Annotated in this window: 19 protein-coding genes and 1 pseudogene; 11 read left to right on the plus strand and 9 right to left on the minus strand. The window is 70.7% G+C overall.

All coding sequences use genetic code 11. The features are described from left to right. The first annotated feature begins 23 nt into the window (after positions 1-23). The 5 genes from IOD14_RS03195 to IOD14_RS03215 all read left to right on the plus strand — a co-directional run bounded on the left by IOD14_RS03195 (position 24) and on the right by IOD14_RS03215 (position 4,649). Positions 24-620, plus strand: coding sequence for a TIGR03086 family metal-binding protein (locus tag IOD14_RS03195; RefSeq protein ID WP_212669603.1), 597 nt, complete (start codon positions 24-26; stop codon positions 618-620). Between the two features lie 104 nt (positions 621-724). Next, positions 725-1,816 (plus strand): LLM class flavin-dependent oxidoreductase, encoded by a 1,092-nt coding sequence (locus IOD14_RS03200; protein ID WP_123990943.1) that lies wholly within the window; start codon positions 725-727, stop codon positions 1,814-1,816. Continuing rightward, positions 1,813-2,424: an FMN reductase gene (locus IOD14_RS03205; protein ID WP_212669604.1), complete on the plus strand. Its 612-nt coding sequence runs from the start codon at positions 1,813-1,815 to the stop codon at positions 2,422-2,424. Before IOD14_RS03200 ends, IOD14_RS03205 begins: the two co-directional genes overlap by 4 nt. 86 nt (positions 2,425-2,510) lie before the next feature. After that, positions 2,511-3,224 (plus strand): response regulator transcription factor, encoded by a 714-nt coding sequence (locus tag IOD14_RS03210; protein ID WP_123992804.1) that lies wholly within the window; start codon positions 2,511-2,513, stop codon positions 3,222-3,224. After that, positions 3,225-4,649 (plus strand): HAMP domain-containing sensor histidine kinase, encoded by a 1,425-nt coding sequence (locus IOD14_RS03215; RefSeq protein WP_123990945.1) that lies wholly within the window; start codon positions 3,225-3,227, stop codon positions 4,647-4,649. A gap of 49 nt (positions 4,650-4,698) precedes the next feature. Here IOD14_RS03215 and IOD14_RS03220 read toward each other — a convergent pair. From IOD14_RS03220 to IOD14_RS03235, 4 genes and pseudogenes are all read right to left on the minus strand, one after another. Next, positions 4,699-5,244 (minus strand): annotated as a pseudogene (locus tag IOD14_RS03220) (histidine-type phosphatase); the annotation flags it as partial. 30 nt (positions 5,245-5,274) lie between these two features. Then, complete coding sequence (locus tag IOD14_RS03225) at positions 5,275-6,123, minus strand: PaaX family transcriptional regulator C-terminal domain-containing protein (protein WP_212669605.1); 849 nt, start codon at positions 6,121-6,123, stop codon at positions 5,275-5,277. Between the two features lie 62 nt (positions 6,124-6,185). Continuing rightward, positions 6,186-7,556 (minus strand): alpha/beta fold hydrolase, encoded by a 1,371-nt coding sequence (locus IOD14_RS03230; protein ID WP_212669606.1) that lies wholly within the window; start codon positions 7,554-7,556, stop codon positions 6,186-6,188. After that, complete coding sequence (locus tag IOD14_RS03235; protein WP_212669607.1) at positions 7,553-8,896, minus strand: MFS transporter; 1,344 nt, start codon at positions 8,894-8,896, stop codon at positions 7,553-7,555. The genes IOD14_RS03230 and IOD14_RS03235 overlap by 4 nt, the downstream gene beginning before the upstream one ends. A gap of 137 nt (positions 8,897-9,033) precedes the next feature. Between IOD14_RS03235 and IOD14_RS03240 the strand changes: the two genes are divergently transcribed. Further along, on the plus strand, positions 9,034-9,648 hold the full coding sequence (locus IOD14_RS03240; RefSeq protein WP_249125814.1) for an RNA polymerase sigma factor: 615 nt from the start codon (positions 9,034-9,036) through the stop codon (positions 9,646-9,648). Then, positions 9,542-9,769: a hypothetical protein gene (locus IOD14_RS03245; protein WP_249126345.1), complete on the plus strand. Its 228-nt coding sequence runs from the start codon at positions 9,542-9,544 to the stop codon at positions 9,767-9,769. Before IOD14_RS03240 ends, IOD14_RS03245 begins: the two co-directional genes overlap by 107 nt. Positions 9,770-9,773: 4 nt before the next feature. On the opposite strand, the gene IOD14_RS03250 is transcribed toward IOD14_RS03245, so the two are convergent. From IOD14_RS03250 to IOD14_RS03265, 4 genes are all read right to left on the minus strand, one after another. Continuing rightward, a complete protein-coding gene (locus tag IOD14_RS03250; RefSeq protein ID WP_123990948.1) occupies positions 9,774-10,805 on the minus strand; it encodes a LacI family DNA-binding transcriptional regulator in 1,032 nt (343 codons plus the stop codon). A 76-nt stretch (positions 10,806-10,881) separates the two neighbouring features. Beyond that, positions 10,882-11,718: an ATP-binding cassette domain-containing protein gene (locus IOD14_RS03255; protein ID WP_123990949.1), complete on the minus strand. Its 837-nt coding sequence runs from the start codon at positions 11,716-11,718 to the stop codon at positions 10,882-10,884. Beyond that, the gene (locus IOD14_RS03260; RefSeq protein ID WP_123990950.1) at positions 11,715-12,728 is read right to left on the minus strand and encodes an ABC transporter permease; all 1,014 of its coding nucleotides are present in this window, start codon (positions 12,726-12,728) and stop codon (positions 11,715-11,717) included. Before IOD14_RS03260 ends, IOD14_RS03255 begins: the two co-directional genes overlap by 4 nt. Positions 12,729-12,859: 131 nt before the next feature. Next, on the minus strand, positions 12,860-13,876 hold the full coding sequence (locus IOD14_RS03265; protein WP_123990951.1) for a sugar ABC transporter substrate-binding protein: 1,017 nt from the start codon (positions 13,874-13,876) through the stop codon (positions 12,860-12,862). Positions 13,877-14,174: 298 nt separating this feature from the next. Here IOD14_RS03265 and IOD14_RS03270 point away from each other — a divergent pair, with 298 nt between their 5' ends. Next, the gene (locus tag IOD14_RS03270; protein WP_212669608.1) at positions 14,175-14,468 is read left to right on the plus strand and encodes a putative quinol monooxygenase; all 294 of its coding nucleotides are present in this window, start codon (positions 14,175-14,177) and stop codon (positions 14,466-14,468) included. An 18-nt stretch (positions 14,469-14,486) separates the two neighbouring features. Here the strand turns inward: IOD14_RS03270 and IOD14_RS03275 are convergent, their stop codons facing one another. Next, on the minus strand, positions 14,487-15,857 hold the full coding sequence (locus tag IOD14_RS03275) for an ROK family transcriptional regulator (RefSeq protein ID WP_212669609.1): 1,371 nt from the start codon (positions 15,855-15,857) through the stop codon (positions 14,487-14,489). A 160-nt stretch (positions 15,858-16,017) separates the two neighbouring features. Between IOD14_RS03275 and IOD14_RS03280 the strand changes: the two genes are divergently transcribed. Genes IOD14_RS03280 through IOD14_RS03290 form a run of 3 tightly spaced genes read left to right on the plus strand, consistent with a single transcriptional unit; the run spans position 16,018 to position 19,185 of the window. Continuing rightward, positions 16,018-17,334: a sugar ABC transporter substrate-binding protein gene (locus IOD14_RS03280; protein WP_212669610.1), complete on the plus strand. Its 1,317-nt coding sequence runs from the start codon at positions 16,018-16,020 to the stop codon at positions 17,332-17,334. Positions 17,335-17,339: 5 nt separating this feature from the next. Continuing rightward, a complete protein-coding gene (locus IOD14_RS03285; RefSeq protein WP_212669611.1) occupies positions 17,340-18,332 on the plus strand; it encodes a sugar ABC transporter permease in 993 nt (330 codons plus the stop codon). A gap of 13 nt (positions 18,333-18,345) precedes the next feature. Continuing rightward, entirely contained in the window at positions 18,346-19,185 is an 840-nt protein-coding gene (locus IOD14_RS03290) for a carbohydrate ABC transporter permease (RefSeq protein WP_123992806.1), read from the plus strand. The last annotated feature ends 8 nt before the right edge of the window (positions 19,186-19,193 follow it).

The raw sequence follows: 19,193 nt of genomic DNA on the forward strand, positions 1-19,193 counted from the left end.
GCCGGCCCTCGTACGGTCGGGGCATGGACACCAACGCGGCGAAGAAGACGTACGGCATCGGTGAGCTGCTGGGGATGGCCCGGGAGCGGGCGGTTCCGGTGGTGCGGGGGATCGCGGACACGGATCTCGGGGCTGCCACCCCCTGTGCGGAGTACGACGTGAAGGAGCTGGTCAACCATCTCTTCCAGGTGGTCGTGCAGTTCCAGCGGCTGGCGGCCAAGGAGCCGTCGGAGTTCGGCGCGGCCGCTCCCGACCGGGTGGCCGAGGGGGCGGACTGGCGTGAGCGGCTGGTGGCCGAGACGGGCCGGCTGGTGGCGGCCTGGTCGGCGCCCGGGGCGGAGGAGGGCACGGCCGGGGCGATGGACATGCCGGCGCGGCTGGTCGGCGCGATGGCGCTGCTGGATCTGACCGTGCACGTGTGGGACCTGGCGCGGGCGACGGGCCAGGAGTACGGCGAGGCGGACGCGGCGGTGGTGGAGGAGCTGGCGGGAGCGGTGGCCACGCTGGAGCCGACGGCCAGGAAGATGGGGGTGTTCGGGGAGCCGGTGGCGGTGGCCGAGGGCGCGTCGGCGTTCGAGCGGTTGCTGGCGGCGACGGGGAGGGATCCCCGCTGGGGGTGAGGCCCGGCCCGCGGGGTGCGGGGTGGGAATAGGTGGGGGTCGGGTCTCGTTCTCCGGGTACGCGGTTATAGTTGAACCGTCAACAACCTGGAGGGTGAGCGACCATGCAGTTCGGGATCTTCAGCGTCGGCGATGTCACGCCGGACCCGACGACCGGACGGACGCCGACCGAGCGTGAGCGGATCAAGGCCATGGTCGCGATCGCGCTGAAGGCGGAGGAGGTCGGGCTGGACGTCTTCGCGACCGGTGAGCACCACAACCCGCCGTTCGTGCCGTCCTCGCCGACCACCATGCTCGGGTACATCGCGGCGCAGACCGAGAAGCTCGTCCTCTCCACCTCCACCACGCTGATCACCACGAACGACCCGGTGAAGATCGCCGAGGACTTCGCGATGCTCCAGCACCTGGCCGACGGCCGGGTGGACCTCATGATGGGCCGCGGCAACACCGGCCCGGTCTACCCCTGGTTCGGCAAGGACATCCGGGAGGGCATCAACCTCGCCATCGAGAACTACGCCCTGCTGCGCCGGCTGTGGCGCGAGGACGTCGTGAACTGGGAGGGGAAGTTCCGCACCCCGCTCCAGGGCTTCACCTCCACGCCACGGCCGCTGGACGGGGTGGCGCCGTTCGTCTGGCACGGCTCCATCCGCTCCCCGGAGATCGCCGAGCAGGCCGCCTACTACGGCGACGGGTTCTTCCACAACAACATCTTCTGGCCGGCCGACCACACCAAGCGGATGGTCGAGCTGTACCGGCAGCGGTACGCCCACTACGGACACGGCACGCCCGAGCAGGCGATCGTCGGCCTCGGCGGCCAGGTGTTCATGCGCCGCAACTCCCAGGACGCGGTGAAGGAGTTCCGGCCCTACTTCGACGTCGCCCCGGTGTACGGTCACGGGCCCTCCCTGGAGGACTTCACCGACCAGACCCCGCTGACCGTGGGCTCTCCGGAGCAGGTCATCGAGAAGACGCTGAAGTTCCGCGAGTACGCCGGGGACTACCAGCGCCAGCTGTTCCTCCTCGACCACGCCGGACTGCCCCTGAAGACCGTCCTGGAGCAGCTCGACCTGCTCGGCGAGGAGGTCGTCCCGGTGCTGCGCAAGGAGTTCGCGGCCGGACGCCCGGCGGACGTCCCGGAGGCCCCCACCCACGCGTCCCTGCTGGCCGCCGAGCAGAACAAGGAGGTCGTCGCATGAAGCTCGTCGTCGTGTCCGCGGGACTGAGCGTCCCCTCGTCCACCCGGCTGCTGGCGGACCGGCTGACCGCGGCCGTGGAGCGCACGGCCGACGTGGACGTGCAGCTCGTGGAGCTGCGTGAACTCGCCGTCGAGATCGCGCAGAACTTCACCAACGGCTTCCCGGGGCGGGCGCTGGCCGCCGCGCAGGACGCGGTGGCCGAAGCCGACGGACTGATCGTCGTCACACCGGTGTTCTCGGCGTCGTACAGCGGACTCTTCAAGTCGTTCTTCGACGTGCTGGAACCGGAGACGCTGGCCGGGAAGCCGGTGCTGATCGCCGCGACCGGTGGCACCGCCCGGCACTCCCTGGTCCTGGAGCACGCGCTGCGCCCGCTCTTCGCCTACTTGAAGGCCGTCGTCGTGCCGACCGGGGTCTACGCCGCCTCGGAGGACTGGGGCGCCGAAGGGCTGGACGGACGGATCGAGCGGGCCGCGCGGGAGCTCGCCGGGCTGATGGGCGGGCTGTCGGCGGCCCGCCCCGCCCCCGCCCGGGCCGATGCCGCGGACGGCTTCGTGGACGTGGTGCCCTTCGAGGAGCAGCTCGCCGCGTTGCGTCCGACGGGGTGAGAGGCCAGTAAGAAGGGCTCCGGGTGAGCTGCTCATCACGTCGTACGACTCGGCGGGCACGGCACACTGAGGAGGTGCCCCAAAACGTGCTGCTCGCCGAAGACGACCGTGCCATCCGTCACGCCCTGGAGCGCGCCCTGATCCTGGAGGGCTACCAGGTCACCGCGGTCGCCGACGGGGTCGAGGCGCTCGCGCAGGCCCACAAGACGCCACCGGACGTGCTCGTCCTCGATGTGATGATGCCCGGGATCGACGGGCTCCAGGTCTGCCGGGTGCTGCGCGCCGAGGGCGACCGCACGCCGATCCTCATGCTCACGGCGCTCGTGGAGACCCAGGACCGGATCGCCGGCCTGGACGCGGGCGCCGACGACTACGTGGTCAAGCCCTTCGACGTCGAGGAGGTCTTCGCCCGGCTGCGGGCCCTGCTGCGGCGCACCAGCCCCGACGGAATGGCCCCGGTCGGCGCCGCCCCCAAGGCCGTCGCGCCCGAACTGCCCCAGGGGCGGATCGAGGCGGCCGGACTGCGCATGGACATCCAGGCGCGCCGGGCCTGGCGGGGGACGCGCGAGCTGGAACTGACCCGCACCGAGTTCGAGCTGCTGGAACTGCTCGTGCGCAACGCGGGCATCGTGCTCGACCACTCCACGATCTACGACCGGATCTGGGGCTACGACTTCGGGCCGGGCTCCAAGAACCTCGCCGTCTACGTCGGCTATCTGCGCCGCAAGCTCGACGAACCCGGTGCGCCGCAGCTGATCCACACGGTGCGCGGCGTGGGTTACGTGCTCCGGGAGGACTGAGTGGGGCGGCTGGCCCGGCTGTGGGCCCGCCCGCGGCCCCGGCTGCTGTCCCTGCGGACCACGTTCGCCGTGTCCTTCGCCGCGGTGACGGCCGCGGTGACCGTCCTGGTCGGTGTGCTGTCCTACAGCGCCGCCGCCCGTCTCGTGCGGGTGGACCAGGAGTCCGTGTTCGACCAGGTCGTGCAGGATCTGCGGAGCGAGGTCCGCCAGCAACGCATGACGACGGAGGACTTCTCGTCCTCGGCGCCCGGACACGACCTCGTGCGGCCCGCCCGTACCGACGTGCAGGTGCTGGGACCCACCGGGGCAGTCGCCGATCCCGGGCGTCCCGGGTTGCCGGTGACCTCCGGCGACCGGCGGATCGCGGCCGCCGACCCGGCAGGGCGGATGGTCCTGCACAAGGAGGTCTCGGTCGGCAGCGACGTGTACCGGATCGCCACCGTCTCGCTGGGCGGCGGCCGCGGTGCCGTGCAGGTGGCCCAGGAGTTCAGCGACACCGAGGATCTGCTGCGGGCCCTCCAGCAGCGGACCTTCCTGCTCATGGTGGCGGTCGTGGTGGGCGCCGGGCTGTTCGGATGGTGGCTGGCCCGGCGGATCACCCGGCGGCTGATCATCCTCACGTCCGCGGCCGAGGACGTGGCCAGGACCCGGCGGCTCGGGATCGACGTGCCGGTCACCGGTTACGACGAGGTGGGGCGGCTGGGGCGGGCCTTCGACCGGATGCTGGGGCGGCTCGCGCAGTCCGAGGAGGACCAGCGGCGGCTGGTGCAGGACGCGGGGCACGAGCTGCGGACACCGCTGACGTCGCTGCGCACCAACATCTCCCTGCTGCGGCGCATCGACGAGCTGCCGCCCGCCACCCGTGACGAACTGGTCGCCGATCTCACGCAGGAAGCCCGCGAGCTGACCGATCTCGTCAACGAACTGGTCGACCTCGCGGCCGGCCAGGCGGACAACGAGCCGCCGCAGCGGGTCGATCTCGCCGAGGTCGCCGAGGAGGTGGCGGGGCTTGCCCGGCGGCGCACCGGGCGGGAGATCCTGGTGCACGCGAACGGGTCGACGGTGACGGACGGGCGGCCCGCGATGCTGCAGCGGGCGGTGTCGAACCTCGTCGAGAACGCGGCGAAGTTCGACCGGGACGGTGCCGCTCCGATCGAGATCTCGGTGTCGGCGTTCACCGCGGCCGGACCGGTCCGGGTGGAGGTGCTGGACCGGGGGCCGGGCATCGCGGACGCCGATCTCGTGCGGGTGTTCGACCGCTTCTACCGGGCGGCGGACGCCCGCTCGTTGCCGGGCTCGGGGCTCGGGCTGTCGATCGTGCGCGAGGTGGCGCTGTCGCACGGGGGCGCGCCGTTCGCGTTCCCCCGGGACGGCGGTGGCACGGTGATCGGGTTCACCGTGGGCGGGGACCCCTCCCGCGGGTGAGCGGAGAGCCGCGCGGTCGGCCACGGCTCACCCGCGGCCGCCGGGGGAATCACCGGTTCGCCGTCCTGCCGAAGCAGCGCTCCAGTTCGTCCAGGTCGTAGAACTTGCTGCCCTTCGCGACCGGCTCGCAGGCCGGCTTGAAGGCCGTCTCCTTCTCGTTGTAGAGCATGCGGACCAGGTACCTGGTGCCCCTGCGGCACACGTCCCACTGGATGTTGGAGCCGAGGGGGGCCACGGAGGCGCCCCTCCAGGGGTTGGTGGCGTACGTGTACGGCGTGGCCGGGGTGGCGCCCCGGGTGCTGCCCGGCAGGCCCATCAGCGCGCCCAGCGGGATGATCTCCTCGGCGTGGGTGAAGCGGAGTTCGGCGCCCAGGTCGCTGGTGCCGGCGCGCTTGGCCTCGACCTGCTCGAAGAAGGTGTCGAGCAGGACGTCCGCCATCCGGTACGTGATGTCGCTGTCCGCGAAGCCGGGGCCCTTCTCGTAGAAGTCCTCGGCGTCGCTGAGGTAACCGAACCAGTCGGCGTCCCGCCTCGAGATGAACCTCTCCAGCCCCCAGCCCCTGCCGCCCGGGCTCTCCTCGCGCATCGCCGGGGCGGGGCGGTGGTGCGGCGGTGCGGACGCGCTTCAGGGATCCTGGCGCAGGGGAGTCGTCTCCAGTGCGGCTCGGGCCAACTCCAGTGCCGGGTGGGTCTGTTCCGCGACCCGGTGGAAGGTCTCCTGCGCGGTGCGGGCCGGCCAGGCCGGGGGCAGGTGGCGGGCCGGGAGCCTCGGGTCCGTGCGGATGGTCCGGAGCCAGTCGCTCACCAGGCGCAGACGGGTGCCGATCGGGTCGTCGTCGGTGCCGCTGCCCAGGTGGGTGCTCCAGCGCTTGTCGAAGGTGACATAGCGGGCGGCGATGGACTCCAGGTCCCAGGTGTCGCGGATCATCTGCTCGATGTCGGTCACGTCGGCGGCCCGCGCGTGGAAGATCTTGACGTGGGCCGTGAGGCCGAGGTCGGTGACCACCGCGGAGACGTCCACCTGGCCGGGGGCGATCCACAAACCGCTGTACAGGGCGCCGAATCCGGACCAGGTGAGCCGTGAGCGCAGGTCGTGGCGCTGGCGTTTCCAGGAGTCGGGCAGGGAGAAGCCGAGCAGGGTCCAGGAGCCGTCCCAGTCGTCGTTGACGGCGCCCTGCTTCCAGATGCGGGTGCGGCCGTCGATCAGGACGCGGGTGGCCTGCGGGGTCAGGCCGAAGAACATCTTGCGGCCCTCGCGCTGACGCTGCAGCAGGCCCCGGTTGACCATGCGGGTGAGGGTGGAGCGCACGGCCTGTTCGCCCACGCCGACCCGGCCCAGGACGTCGATGATGCTGCCCGAGTAGACGCCCAGGTCCCCCTCCTCCAGGACGTGGTTGCCGAAGAAGGTGAGCATGAGCGACTGCGGGCGCGGCTGCGGCCCGTCCGCGGTGTCCAGGATGTCGTCGTCCTCCACGGGGGCAAGGGTACGACCGCCCGCCGACGGTACGGCGGGCGGTCGTGGAACGTCGTGGGAGGTCACCGGCCGTCGGCGGGGTGCGCGAGGTCGTACGGGCGCAGGTAGGGGGTCGGGCGGTACGAGATGTAGCGGGTGGGGGTGGTGGGGTCGGCCGCGGTGGCGCGGGCGTTGAGGGACGCCGGGTCGGTGCCCTGCCAGGTACCGGTGGTCAGGCGGTCCTCCAGGGTGCGGAGGGCGGCGAGTTGTTCGGCGGGGCTGAACGTGCAGTGGCCGGCGTTGTCGACGTAGGCCTGGCGCAGAAGGGGGCCGGAACCGGCCGCCGTGACCGCCCGCTTCAGCGCGCTCTCCGTCTGGACGGGGACCAGGGCGTCGCCGATGGTGTGGACGGAGAGCTGGGGCTTGGCCAGCTTGCCGGTGAAGCTGCTGGTGCCGCTCATCCAGGCGACGGCGGCCGGGTCCGCGGTGATGCGCGGGGCCCGGTCGAGGGCGGCGAGGTCCTTGGTCAGGGAGAGGCCCGCCTTCTTGTACAGCGCGGTGACCTCCTTGCGGACGGAGGACTTGGCGAGCAGCCGGGCGTAGTCGACGCCGGTGTTCCAGGACATGTTGCCGCCCGCGCGGACCTCGGCCTCCTGGCGCCGGTTGAAGGCGGCGATCTTCAGCAGCCCCTTGACGGCGTCGTACTGGTTGGCCTGCTGGGCGTCCCAGTCGGTGGCGGCCGGGCGGGTCTGGGTGGGCGCGTTCCAGACCGGGATGTTGTGCAGGGCGGCGGCGAGGGCGATCCTGGCCCGGCCCTCGGCCGTGGACTGCGCCGAGTCGACCGTGGCGGTCAGGGTGTTCGCCGCGTCGGTGGCCGCCTGCTGGGTCGGGAGGTCCACCAGGGGGACGTCGGATCCCAGGAGCGTCTTGAGGGCGAACACCGGGTCGAGGGTGTTGTTCCAGTTGGCGACGCCGCCGTGGACCAGGCCGCACATCGAGAGCGAGCCGTCGATCCGGTCCGGGTGACGCTCGGCGATCGCGGTGGTGACCAGGCCGCCGTACGACCGTCCCCAGGCGAGGGTGCGGGAGGCCTGGCCGAAGCGGTCGGTGAAGGCGCTCAGGGTGGCCATCTGGTCGGGAACCGCGTCCGTCACCGCCCAGCCGGTGCTGGCGTACGAGGAGCCGATGAGGGCGTAACCCTGCTGGAGGAGAAGGGCCTTGGTGGGGGCGTCCGGGGCGTCCTGGGCGGGGTTCGCCGGGCCTGCGTTGTAGCCGTGGCTGAAGAGGAGGAGGGTGCCGTTCCATGTGGTGGGGACGTCCATCATGTACGTGGCCCCGGAGGGGAGTCGGCCGTCCACGTGGGTGGGGCCCGCGTCGGCCGCCGTGGCGGCGGGTGCGGTGGTCAGGGTGAGCAGCAGGGCCGCCGTGCAGGCGATGCGGGTGCGGTGCCTCATGCGGTGATCTCCTCCGTGTGGGGGGTGGTGGGGAGTTCGGGGGCGGATTCCTCGCCGAGCGAGGTACGGCTCGTCTCGCGGACGAACCACACGGTCAGCGCGGTGATCAGCGAGCCGCCGCACAGCAGGAGGGCGACGGGGGTGCCGTTGCCACTGCTCGCGACCAGGCTTCCGGCGATCATCGGGGAGAAGCCGGCGCCGACCAGCGTCGCGCCCTGGTAGCCGAGGGAGGCGCCCGTGTAGCGGACCCGGGTGCCGAACATCTCGCTGAACAGGGCACCCAGCGGGCCGTACATCAGCGACTGGGAGATGCCGTGGCCGATGACGACGGCCAGGATCAGTGCTCCCGACGACTTGGAGTCGACCAGAGCGAGGACGGGGAAGGCGGTCGCGGCGGACAGGATCGCGCCGGTGAGGACGACCGGGCGGCGGCCGATCCGGTCGGAGAGCGCGGAGGCGCAGGGCAGGACGACCAGGGCGACCGCGGCGGAGACGGTGAGCGCGGTGAGCACCTGGGGGCGGGGGTAGCCGATGCCGGTGGCGTACGCGATCAGGTAACTGGTCAGCAGGGACTGGGCGGTGAAGGCGCCGATGCCGACACAGCAGGCCAGCAGCACCGGGCGCGGGTGGCGCAGGACGTCGAGGATGGGGAGCCTCGACTCGGCGCGGTCCTTCTTCACCTCGGCGAACAGCGGGCTCTCGACCACCTGGAGGCGGACGAACAGGCCGACGCCGAGCAGCAGCACGCTCAGCAGGAACGGCACGCGCCAACCCCAGGCCGCGAACTGGTCCTTGGGGAGGGTGGAGACCATCGCGACCACGGCGGCGGAGATCAGGGAGCCGAGCGGGGCTCCCATCTGCGTGAAACTGGACCACAGACCGCGGCGCTTGTCGCCCGCGTGCTCCACGACCATCAGGGTCGCGCCGCCCCACTCACCGCCGATGGCGATGCCCTGCAGCACGCGCAGGGTGATCAGCAGGACCGGCGCCCAGACGCCGATGGTGTCGTACGTGGGCAGCAGGCCGATGAGGAAACTGGCACCGCCCATCAGGCCCATGGTGAGCAGCAGCATGTTCTTGCGGCCGAGGCGGTCGCCGAAGTGCCCGAAGACGATGCCGCCGATCGGGCGGGCCACATATCCGGCGGCGAAGGTGCCGAACGCGGCGATCGTGCCGACTGCGGGGTCGGCGCCGGGGAAGAACAGTTCGCCGAAGACGAGTGCGGCGACGGTGCCGTAGACGAGGAAGTCGTAGAACTCGACGGCGGTGCCGAGCAGTCCGGAGAGGGCGACTCGGCGGAGTTGGCGGCTGCGTTCCGATGCGGTGGGGGACGGGGACATCGCGGTCTCCCTTGAGCGGGGGGAAGGACACCGTGAAATTAGGCTGTCTAGTGACCGTCGTCAATAAAGTGCACAACATTAGCTGAGATGTGACGCGGGTCACTGGAGCTCGGTGATCCGGACGCGCAGTTGAGGACGTGACCACAGATATGCGAACCCGGATACGGGCCGGGGATCCGGACGCCTTCGCGGAGCTCTACGGCCAGTGCGCCCGCTCGGTGTACAACCACGCCTTCCGGCTGACCGCCGACTGGTCCGTGGCCGAGGACGTCATGTCGGCCACGTTCATGGAGGCATGGCGGCGCCGGGACTCGATCGAGGCCGAAGGGGGTTCGCTGCGGCCGTGGCTGCTCGGCATCGCCACGAACGTCTCCCGCTCCCACGGCCACGGCAACCGGCGTTACCGGGCCGCGGCGAGCGCGGCGGTCCAGGCGGGTGTCGTAGAGGTTGCCGACCATGCCGAGGAGACCGCGGGGCGGGTGGACGACCGGCGCCGGATCGCCGCCACGCTGACCGCACTCGGCTCGCTGAGACGCCCCGAACGCGAGGTCCTGGTGCTGTGCCTGGCTGACCGAGAGCTACCCGCCCGCGGACCTCACCCCCGCGCTCTACAAGGCCGCCGCCAGGATCCCGGGGGTCGTCGCGGTGGACGCGACGGGCCGCCACGGCGTCGCCGTCGCGCGGCTCGACGAGCAGAGCGGACAGCGCACGGAGTGGATCTTCGACAAGAAGACGTACGCGTTCCTCGGTGAGCGCAGTGTGCAGGTCGAGCCGAGCGAGACCTTCCCGAAGGGCACCGTGAACTTCACGATCGCGATCACTCAGCGGGCGGTCGTGAACGAGATGAAGGAGGTGCCGGGGCAGGCGGGCTGACGGGTCAGGCCCGCTGCAACTCCGGGGCGGGCCGCTCACCCGAGCCGCGCACGATCAGGCGGGTCGGGACGGTGATGGTCCGGGCCCGGCTGCGGTCGCCGTCGAGGCGGGACAGTGCCGTGGTCGCCGCCGTTCTGCCGATCTCCTCGGGGTCCTGGGCGACGACGGTCAGGGCCGGTTCGAGCGCTTCGGCCAGCGGGACGTCGTCGAAGGAGACGACGGCGACGTCCTTGCGCCTGCTGCGGGCGAGTTCGGCGACTATCCCCAGGGCGACGATGTTGTTGCCGGCGAACAGGGCGGTGGGGGGATCGGCCAGCTCGAGGAGCTGGGAGGTCGCGGCCGAAGCCCCCTGCTGGTCATGGGCGTTGGTGACCAGCGACCGGTCGTAGGGGAGGCCGGCCCGGTCGAGGGCCTCGCGGTACCCGGCGAGACGCTCACGGCGGGTGTAGAGCTTGACCGGCAGGTCGCCGACGAAGCCGATGCGCCGATGGCCGTGGGCGATCAGATGGGCGACGCCGTCGTGGGCGCCGGTGCGGTTGGAGCTGACGACGCTGTCGGCGGCCAGGCCCGCTCCGGGGCGGTCGAGGAACACGACGGGCAGTCCCGTCGCGCGGTGCGTCTTGAGGTGGGAGTGGTCGGCGCCGACGGACGGCACGACCAGCAGGATGCTGACGCGACGAGCCAGGAACTTGTCCGTCAGGGCGCGTTCCCGGTCCGGTTCGTCCGCCGAGGAACCCATGAGCAGGGTCAGTCCACGGTCGCGGACCGTGTCCTCGATGCTGCGGGCCACCGCGCCGAAGAACGGGTTGCCGAGGTCCGGGATGACCAGACCGATCGTGGTGTCGGGGCCGCCGACGCGGATGTTGCGGGCCATCAGGTTCGGCTGGAAGCCGAGCTTGGCCACGGCGGCCAGCACCTGTTCCCTGGTCTCGGCCGACGCGGGTCCGTCCTCGTTGAGAACGCGGGACACCGTCTTGGCGCTGACGCCCACTTCGCGGGCGACGTCGGCCAGGGTCGGGCGGCGGTTCGCTGCCATGGAGGAAACCGTCTCCTGTGCTCGTCGGTTCCGGCCGCGGCCTCGGCCGGATGCCGTCGAGTGTCGAGTGCTGTGGTCAGGTGGCCTGGACGCCCGCGGCCTTCGCGGCCTCGGAATCCGCTACGACAGTACCTCCGGCCTCATCGACGGTGAGCGCGCCGGTCATGATGGCGACGACCTCCGCCATGGAGTAGTCGGAGGGCTTGATCAGGGCGGCCCGCCGGCCCAGCCGGTGGACGTGGATCCGGTCCGCGATCTCGAAGACGTGCGGCATGTTGTGGCTGATCAGGACGACCGGCATGCCCCTGTCCCGGACCCGGCGGATGAGGTCGAGGACCTGTCCCGACTCCTTGACGCCGAGCGCGGCGGTGGGCTCGTCCATGACGACGACACTGCGGGCCCAGGCGACGGAACGGGCGACCGCCACGGCCTGCCGCTGCCCTCCGGACAGGGTCTCGACCGCCTGGGTCAGCGACCGCAGGCCGATCTTCAGGTCGGCCATGTGCTCGGCGGCCTCCTGGCGCATCCGCTTCTTGTCGAGCATGCGGAACACGCTCCCGAGGACACCGGGCCGGCGCAGCTCGCGGCCGAGGAAGACGTTGGACGCGATGTCCATCGAGGCGGCCACGGCCAGGTCCTGATAGACCGTCTCGATGCCGTGGGCGCGGGCGCTCTGCGGGCCGGAGAAGTGGATGGGCTCGCCGTTGAGACGGATCTCGCCCGCGTCCGGTGTCACCGCACCGGTGAGGGCCTTGATCAGGCTGGTCTTTCCGGCGCCGTTGTCGCCGATGACGGCGAGCACCTCGCCGGGCAGCAGGTCGAAGTCGGCGCCGTCGATGGCGGTGACCTGGCCGTAGCGCTTGACGAGACCGCGGGCCTGGAGGACGGGGGTGGGGGAGGCGAGGGCGCTCATCGGGCCTTCTTCCGGGAGATCTGGTCGACGGTCACCGCGAGGATCACCAGCACACCGGTGATCAGGGTCTGGTAGATGGAGGCGACGCCCATCAGTTGGAGCCCGTTGCGGAAGACGCCGACGATGAGGACGCCGATGAAGGTGCCGAGCACCGAGCCGCGGCCGCCGAAGAGGCTGGTGCCGCCGAGGACCACGGCGGTGATGCTGTCGAGGTTGTCGGTCTGGCCCGCCTGCGGGTCGCCGACTCCGGTGCGGGAGATGAGCAGCAGGGCGGCGACGCCGTAGAGGAGACCGGCGACGGTGTAGACGCCGATGGTCAGCCGGGAGGTGCGGATGCCGTTCAGCCGCGCGGCTTCCTGGCTGTTGCCCAGGGCGTAGACGTGCCGGCCCCAGCCGGTGCTGCTCAGCGCGTAGGCGAGCAGGAGGAACAGGGCGATGGTGACCAGGGAGCCGTAGGTGATGTCGGTGTGGCCCATCGGGAAGGTCTGCCCGAGGGCCGTCAGCGGTCCGGGCAGGTTGGTGACCGTCTGCTCCTCGGAGTAGATGTGGGTCAGCGCGAACGCCACGTTGAGCATGCCGAGGGTGACGATGAACGGCGGCAGCGGGATCTTCTGCACCAACAGCCCGTTGACGAGACCGAAGCCGCCGCAGACGACCAGGCCCAGCGCGATGGCGAGGAGCGGCGGCAGCGAGCCCTCGGCGGCCATCTTGGCGATCACGATGCTGCCGAACGCCATCACCGCTCCGCACGACAGGTCGATGCCCGCGGTGAGGATGATCAGGGTCTGGCCGATGGCGAGGGTGCCGACGACCATGACCTGCTGCACGATCAGCGAGAAGTTCCCGCCGGTGAGGAACTGGTCGGTCGAGACGGCGAAGAAGACACAGGCGAGCAGGAGAGCGACCAGCGGGCCCGTGGTCGGTGCCGTGAGCAGTCTGCGGGCCGTGGTCGGCGCTTTGAGTTCGGCGTACGGCGAGGAGGTGCTCGGGGGCGTGGACGTGGCGGTCATGCGAAGTCCTTGTCGGAAGACAGAAGTCCTGGTGGGAGGACAAGGGGGCGGCCGTCCCCGGGGCGGGGAGGTGCGGGGCCGGCCGCCCCGCTCAGCGGCGGGGCGAGGTCGTACGGTCCCCGGGGCGGGGCTCAGCCCCAGCAGTTCTCCAGGCCGAAGGCGGTGTCCTTGGAGGCGACGCCCGTCTGGGCCTTGTCGGTGATCAGGGTGACGCCGGTGTCGGTGTAGCCGGACGCCTTCTTGCCGTCCTTCGCGTACGTCACCACGGCGTTGACGCCCTCGGCGGCCATCTTCAGCGGGTACTGCTGCGAAGTGGCCGCGATCTTCCCGTCCTTGACGGCCTGGGTGCCGGTGCAGCCGCCGTCGACGGAGACGATCAGTACGTCCTTCTCCCGGCCCTTGGCCTTCAGCGCGGTGTACGCGCCGAGCGCGGCCGGCTCGTTGATGGTGTAGACGAGGTTGATGCCGGGCTCCTTCTGGAGGCAGTTCTCCATCGCGGTCTGGCCCTTGGCCTGGTCGCCGCCGGTGTCCTGGGCGCACGCGACGTCCTTCTCGGCGGCACCGAAGCCCTTGAGGAACCCGTTGTGCCGCTGGACGCCGACGGAGACGCCGGGGGCGAGGTCGAGGGTGGCGATCTTGGCCGCCTTGCCCTTCATCGCGGCCTTGGCGTACTCGCCGATCAGCTCGCCGGCCTTGAGGTTGTCGGTGGCGAAGAGGGCGTCGACCGCGCTCTCCGGCTCGGTCGGCGTGTCCAGGGCGATGACCAGCACGCCCTTGGCCTTCGCCTTGGCTATCGCGGGCACGATCGCCTTGGAGTCGCTCGGGGTGATCAGGATGCCCTTCACCCCGGCGGCCACCATGTTCTCGATGGCGGTGACCTGACCGGCGTTGTCCCCGTCGAACTTGCCCGCGGCGGTCATGAGCTGGACGCCGTCCTTCTTGGCGGCCTTCTCCGCGCCTTCCTTCATCTTCACGAAGAACGGGTTGGTGTCGGTCTTGGTGATCAGTCCGACCTTGACCTTGCCCGAACCGGCGCCGACGGAGTCCGATCCGGAGCCGGAACCGCAGGCCGTCAGGGCGAGCGCCGCGACCGAGGTGCACGCGGCGACTCTGATCAGGGAGGAGGGCAGTCGAGGGGTGCGAGACATGGACGACTCCAGCGGGATTGCGGGCGAGCGGCGGCATCGGAGCATGCCGTCCCTGGGTGTCATCGTTGACTTATGTCATCGTTGACACTGCCGAGGATGATGACCCCGTCTCCCGGCGGCGTCAATGCCCCGCGCCAGTCACAAGTCCGCAACGGTGAGGGCGGCCGCCCGTTTCGCGCCCGAACCGTTGACGTATCGATCGCGTTGCGCTCATCATGCAGACCCACGGCTGTCATCGATGACACAAGTCAACGTTGACACTCGTCGGGGCCACCGCGACGGACAAGGACACGCATCCGTGAAGAAGACCCTGCTCGCCGAGTTCACCGCCCGTGAGGGGGCGCAGGACGAGGTCGCCCGCATGATCGTGGAGTACGCCGACCAGGTGCGGGCCGAGGAAGGCAACCTCGCTTTCGACGTCTACACCAAGGCGTCCCACCCGCGCGCCTTCTGGATCTTCGAGGTCTACCGGGACGAGGACGCCTTCCAGGCGCACCTGAACGCCCCGTACGGCGGTCCGTTCAACGCCGCGCTCACCCCGCTGATCGAGGAGGACGCCTCCGTGCTGACGTTCCTCGACCCGGTGGCCTGACCGGGCCGGGCCGCCCGGTCAGCCCTTCGCCGCCTCGCGTTCGCGGCCGCGCGTACCCCGGCGCCCGCCCGCGGCGAAGAAGTCGGTCAGGGGCAGGCTCGCCGCGCCGACCGTGACCGCGTCCGGGCCGAGTTCGCCGAGGTCGACGGAGACCCGTTCGGCGGGGTGGCGCAGCGCGTACGCGTCGGCGTACCGGCGCACGGCCGGCAGGAAGCGTCGGCCGAGCTGGAGGCCGGCCCAGCCGCCGATGAGGATGCGTTCGGGCTGGAAGAGGTTGACCAGGTCGGACAGGCCCGCGCCGACGTACTCGGCGGTCTCCTCCAGGACGGCGAGGGCCGTGGGATCGGGCTCGGCGTGTCCGGCCGGGTGGGCGGTGGCGGGGTCGGCCTCGCCGCCCCGGGTCGGACGGTCCGCGGCGCCCTCCGTCGGTTCGGCCTCGGCGCCTCCCGTCGCATCGGCCTCGGCGCGCCCCGTCGGATAGGCGGCGGTGAGCAGCGCGGCCAGCGCGGTCTCCTCGTCGGCGCCCTCGGGCGGCCGGCCGCCCGCCTCGCGCCAGCGGTCGACGAGCGCCCCCGCGCCCGCGTAGGCCTCCAGGCAGCCCAGGGCGCCGCAGCGGCAGCGGCGCCCCCTGACCTGCACGGTCATGTGTCCCCACTCCAGGGGGCGGCCGTGGTCCACGTCCTCGGTGACGAGACAGGCGCCGACGCCCGAGCCGAAGAGGACGACGACCGCGTTGCGGGCGCCCCGGCCGGCGCCGAACCACAGCTCGGCCTGGCCGAGCGTGCGGGCGCCGTTGTCGATGAAGAACGGGACGGAGTCGGGGAGTTCACAGGTCGAACGCAGCAGGGACTCCAGCGGGACGGCGTCCCAGCCGATCGTCTGCCCGTGGACCACCGCGCCCTGCCCGGGCGTGCGGGCCACGATGCCGGGGACCCCGATGCCGACGCCCAGGAGCTGTTCGGGGGTGACGTCCGTGTCGGCGAGGACCTCGGCGATGCCGTCGCGGATGTGACCGACGACGACCTCGACGTCGTAGCCGTGGTGTTCCAGGGGCCTTTCGGTGCGGGCGAGTTCGGTCAGGGTGAGGTCGAACAGCTCGACGCGGACGCGGGTCTCGCCGACGTCGACGCCGATCATGTGGCCGCCGGCGGGGGCGACGCGCAGCAGGGTGCGGGGGCGGCCGCCGTCGGACTCGACGGTGCCGGCCTCCTCGACCAGCCCGTCCTCGACCAGTTCCGCGACCACGTTGCTGATGGAGCCGCCGCTCAGACCGGTGGCCGGGGCCAGCTCGAAGCGGCTCATCGGCCCGTCGAAATACAGCCGCCGCAGCACCGCGGCCCGATTGCCGCGCCGCAGGTCACGCACCGTCCGCCCGTTCCGCCCCGCCATGTGGATCCCTTCCGAAGCAGCCTCGACCTGCAAGATACCGCTGCGCCGACTCTTGACGCGACTTTCCTTCGCGTCTTAAATCACGCCATAAATTAACTCCGGGGCGGTGTTCGAGAAGCGAACGCATCCGGAGGTCTCCCCTGGAAGGGACTCCAGAGCCATGCGCAGAACCCGAGCCGCGGCCGCCGGGGCGGTCACCGTTTCCCTCATGACTCTCGTGACCGCCTGCGGCGGCGGCTCGTCGACGAGCGGCGGGTCCAACGACTCGCCGAAGACCCTGACCTACTGGGCCTCCAACCAGGGCGCCAGCATCGAGGTCGACAAGAAGGTGCTCCAGCCCGAGCTCGACAAGTTCGAGAAGCAGACCGGCATCAAGGTGAAGGTCGAGGTCGTCCCCTGGTCCGACCTGCTCAACCGGATCCTCACCGCGACCACCTCCGGACAGGGCCCCGACGTCCTCAACATCGGCAACACCTGGAGCGCCTCCCTCCAGGCCACCGGCGCGCTGCTGCCCTGGGACGCCAAGAACTTCGCCGCGATCGGCGGCAAGGACCGCTTCGTCGACTCCGCCCTCGGCTCCACCGGCGCCCAGGGACAGGACCCGGCCGCCGTCCCGCTCTACTCCATGGCCTACGCCCTCTACTACAACAAGGAGATCTTCGCCGACGCCGGCATCACCAAGCCCCCGGCCACCTGGGACGAGCTGATCGCCGACGGCAAGAAGATCCAGGCCAAGGGCAAGTCCGCGCTCGGCGCCGAGGGGGCGAACCTCTCGGAGAACATCCACCACGTGTTCGTCTTCGCCAAGCAGCACGGCGCCGACTTCTTCACCTCCGACGGCGAGCCCGACTTCACCAACGACAACGTGGTGGCCGCGGTCAAGCAGTACGTCGACCTCATGGCCAAGGACAAGGTCATCCCGACCGGCGACGCCGAGTACGCCCAGAACCAGTCCGTGAGCGACTTCGCCAAGGGCAACCAGGCCATGCTGCTGTGGCAGTCCGCGTCCGCCAACCTCGAGTCGCAGGGCATGAGCGCGGACAAGTACGGCATCGCCCCCGTGCCGGTGCAGTCCGGCACGCCCGGCACCGGCACCCAGGTCAACTCGGCCGTCATGGGCATCAACCTGGCCGTCTTCAAGAACACCGACAACATCGACGGCGCCAAGAAGTTCGTGAAGTTCATGACCGGCGACGCCGAGCAGAAGATCCTCAACACCGCGTACAGCTCCATCCCGCCGGTGAAGACCGTGCAGGCGGAGAGCGTGTTCAGCACGGGCGCCAACAAGGTGCTCAAGGACACTCTCGCCACGAGCGCCGCGGCCCTGCCCCAGGTCGCCGACGAGTCGCAGTTCGAGACGGCCGTGGGAACCGCCGTCAAGGACCTGTTCGCCGACGCGGCCGCCGGACGCGCGGTCACCACCGAGTCGGTCAAGGCGGCGCTGGAGAAGGCCCAGCAGCAGATGCCGACGAAGTGAGCACGATGACCACCACCACTGCCGCGGAGGCCGCGGTGCACAAGACCCCTTCCGGGGCGGTGCAGCCCGGTCCCCGCCGCCGCCCCGGAAGGATCCGCCGCGTCGGGCTGCCGTATCTGCTCCTGCTGCCGGCCCTGCTCCTCGAACTCCTGGTCCATCTGGTGCCGATGGTGATCGGCATCGTGATGAGCTTCAAGGAGCTCACGCAGTTCTACATCCGGGACTGGGGCGCCGCGCCCTGGTCCGGACTCGACAACTACAAGGTGTCGGTAGACTTCGACGCCCCGGTCGGCGAGGCCCTGCTGCACTCGTTCCTCGTCACCGTGGCCTTCACGCTGCTGTCGGTCGGCCTGTGCTGGCTGATCGGCACGGCGGCGGCGGTCTTCCTCCAGGACACCTTCCGCGGCCGGGGCCTGCTGCGGGCGCTGTTCCTCATCCCGTACGCCCTGCCGGTCTACGCGGCCGTCATCACCTGGGTGTTCATGTTCCAGCACGACAACGGCCTGGTGAACCACGTCCTGCACGACCAGCTGCACCTCACCGACAAGCCGTCCTTCTGGCTCATCGGCGACAACAGCTTCTGGGCGCTGCTGACCGTCTCGGTGTGGAAGGGCTGGCCGTTCGCCTTCCTCATCGTCATGGCCGGACTGCAGAACATCCCCGGCGAGCTGTACGAGGCGGCCGCCCTGGACGGCGCCGGTATGTGGCAGCAGATCCGCCGCATCACGCTCCCGTCCCTGCGGCCGGTCAACCAGGTGCTGCTGCTGGTGCTGTTCCTGTGGACGTTCAACGACTTCAACACGCCGTACGTCCTGTTCGGCAAGTCGGCCCCGGAGGCCGCGGACCTCATCTCGGTCCACATCTATCAGGCGTCCTTCGTCACCTGGAACTTCGGCACCGGCTCCGCCATGTCCGTGCTCCTGCTGCTGTTCCTGCTCGTGGTGACGGGCGTCTACCTCCTGCTGACCTCCCGGGGAAGGAAGCCGGCCGATGCCTAGCACCAACTCACCCATGGCGCCGCCGCGGTCGTTCTTCTGGTCCCGGCGGATCTTCCTCACCCTGCTCACCGGCTTCGTCCTGCTGCCGGTCTACGTGATGGTCTCCAGCTCGCTGAAGCCGCTCGCCGACGTCACGGGCGAATTCCACTGGCTGCCCAGCAAGGTGACCTTCCGGCCGTACATCGACATCTGGTCGACCATCCCGCTCGCCCGGTACTTCGTGAACTCGCTGATCGTGGCGGGCGCGGCGACCGTCTGCTCGGTGGTGATCGCGGTGTTCGCCGCGTACGCCGTCAGCCGCTACGACTTCCGCGGCAAGCGCGTCTTCACGGTCACCGTGCTGTCCACGCAGATGTTCCCGGGCATCCTCTTCCTGCTGCCCCTCTTCCTCATCTACGTCAACATCGGCAACGCCACCGGCATCGCGCTGTTCGGGTCGCGCGGCGGGCTGATCCTGACGTATCTGACCTTCTCCCTGCCGTTCTCGATCTGGATGCTGATCGGGTACCTCGACTCGGTCCCGCGCGATCTGGACGAGGCCGCGCTGGTCGACGGCTGCGGGCCGCTCGGCGCGCTCTTCCGGGTCGTCGTGCCCGCCGCGATCCCCGGGATCGTCGCGGTCGCCGTCTACGCCTTCATGACCGCCTGGGGCGAGGTGCTCTTCGCGTCGGTGATGACCAACGACACCACCCGCACCCTCGCCGTCGGCCTCCAGGGCTACTCCACGCTCAACAACGTGTACTGGAACCAGATCATGGCGGCCTCGCTGGTCGTCAGCGTCCCCGTGGTCGCCGGGTTCCTGCTGCTCCAGCGCTATCTCGTCGCCGGGCTGACGGCGGGCGCCGTCAAGTGACCCATCGT

The sequence above is a fragment of the Streptomyces sp. A2-16 genome, from assembly GCF_018128905.1.
Taxonomy (GTDB): Bacteria; Actinomycetota; Actinomycetes; order Streptomycetales; family Streptomycetaceae; genus Streptomyces.

What these genes read in the sequence shown, in the direction of transcription:
- IOD14_RS03205 (WP_212669604.1), top strand. Translation starts at nt 1,813, where the DNA reads ATGAAGCTCGTCGTCGTGTCCGCGGGACTGAGCGTCCCCTCGTCCACC.
- IOD14_RS03195 (WP_212669603.1), top strand. Translation starts at nt 24, where the DNA reads ATGGACACCAACGCGGCGAAGAAGACGTACGGCATCGGTGAGCTGCTG.
- IOD14_RS03200 (WP_123990943.1), top strand. Translation starts at nt 725, where the DNA reads ATGCAGTTCGGGATCTTCAGCGTCGGCGATGTCACGCCGGACCCGACG.
- IOD14_RS03260 (WP_123990950.1), bottom strand. Translation starts at nt 12,728, where the DNA reads ATGACCGCCACGTCCACGCCCCCGAGCACCTCCTCGCCGTACGCCGAA.
- IOD14_RS03290 (WP_123992806.1), top strand. Translation starts at nt 18,346, where the DNA reads ATGGCGCCGCCGCGGTCGTTCTTCTGGTCCCGGCGGATCTTCCTCACC.
- IOD14_RS03285 (WP_212669611.1), top strand. Translation starts at nt 17,340, where the DNA reads ATGACCACCACCACTGCCGCGGAGGCCGCGGTGCACAAGACCCCTTCC.
- IOD14_RS03235 (WP_212669607.1), bottom strand. Translation starts at nt 8,896, where the DNA reads ATGTCCCCGTCCCCCACCGCATCGGAACGCAGCCGCCAACTCCGCCGA.
- IOD14_RS03265 (WP_123990951.1), bottom strand. Translation starts at nt 13,876, where the DNA reads ATGTCTCGCACCCCTCGACTGCCCTCCTCCCTGATCAGAGTCGCCGCG.
- IOD14_RS03275 (WP_212669609.1), bottom strand. Translation starts at nt 15,857, where the DNA reads ATGGCGGGGCGGAACGGGCGGACGGTGCGTGACCTGCGGCGCGGCAAT.
- IOD14_RS03255 (WP_123990949.1), bottom strand. Translation starts at nt 11,718, where the DNA reads ATGAGCGCCCTCGCCTCCCCCACCCCCGTCCTCCAGGCCCGCGGTCTC.
- IOD14_RS03230 (WP_212669606.1), bottom strand. Translation starts at nt 7,556, where the DNA reads ATGAGGCACCGCACCCGCATCGCCTGCACGGCGGCCCTGCTGCTCACC.
- IOD14_RS03280 (WP_212669610.1), top strand. Translation starts at nt 16,018, where the DNA reads ATGCGCAGAACCCGAGCCGCGGCCGCCGGGGCGGTCACCGTTTCCCTC.
- IOD14_RS03250 (WP_123990948.1), bottom strand. Translation starts at nt 10,805, where the DNA reads ATGGCAGCGAACCGCCGCCCGACCCTGGCCGACGTCGCCCGCGAAGTG.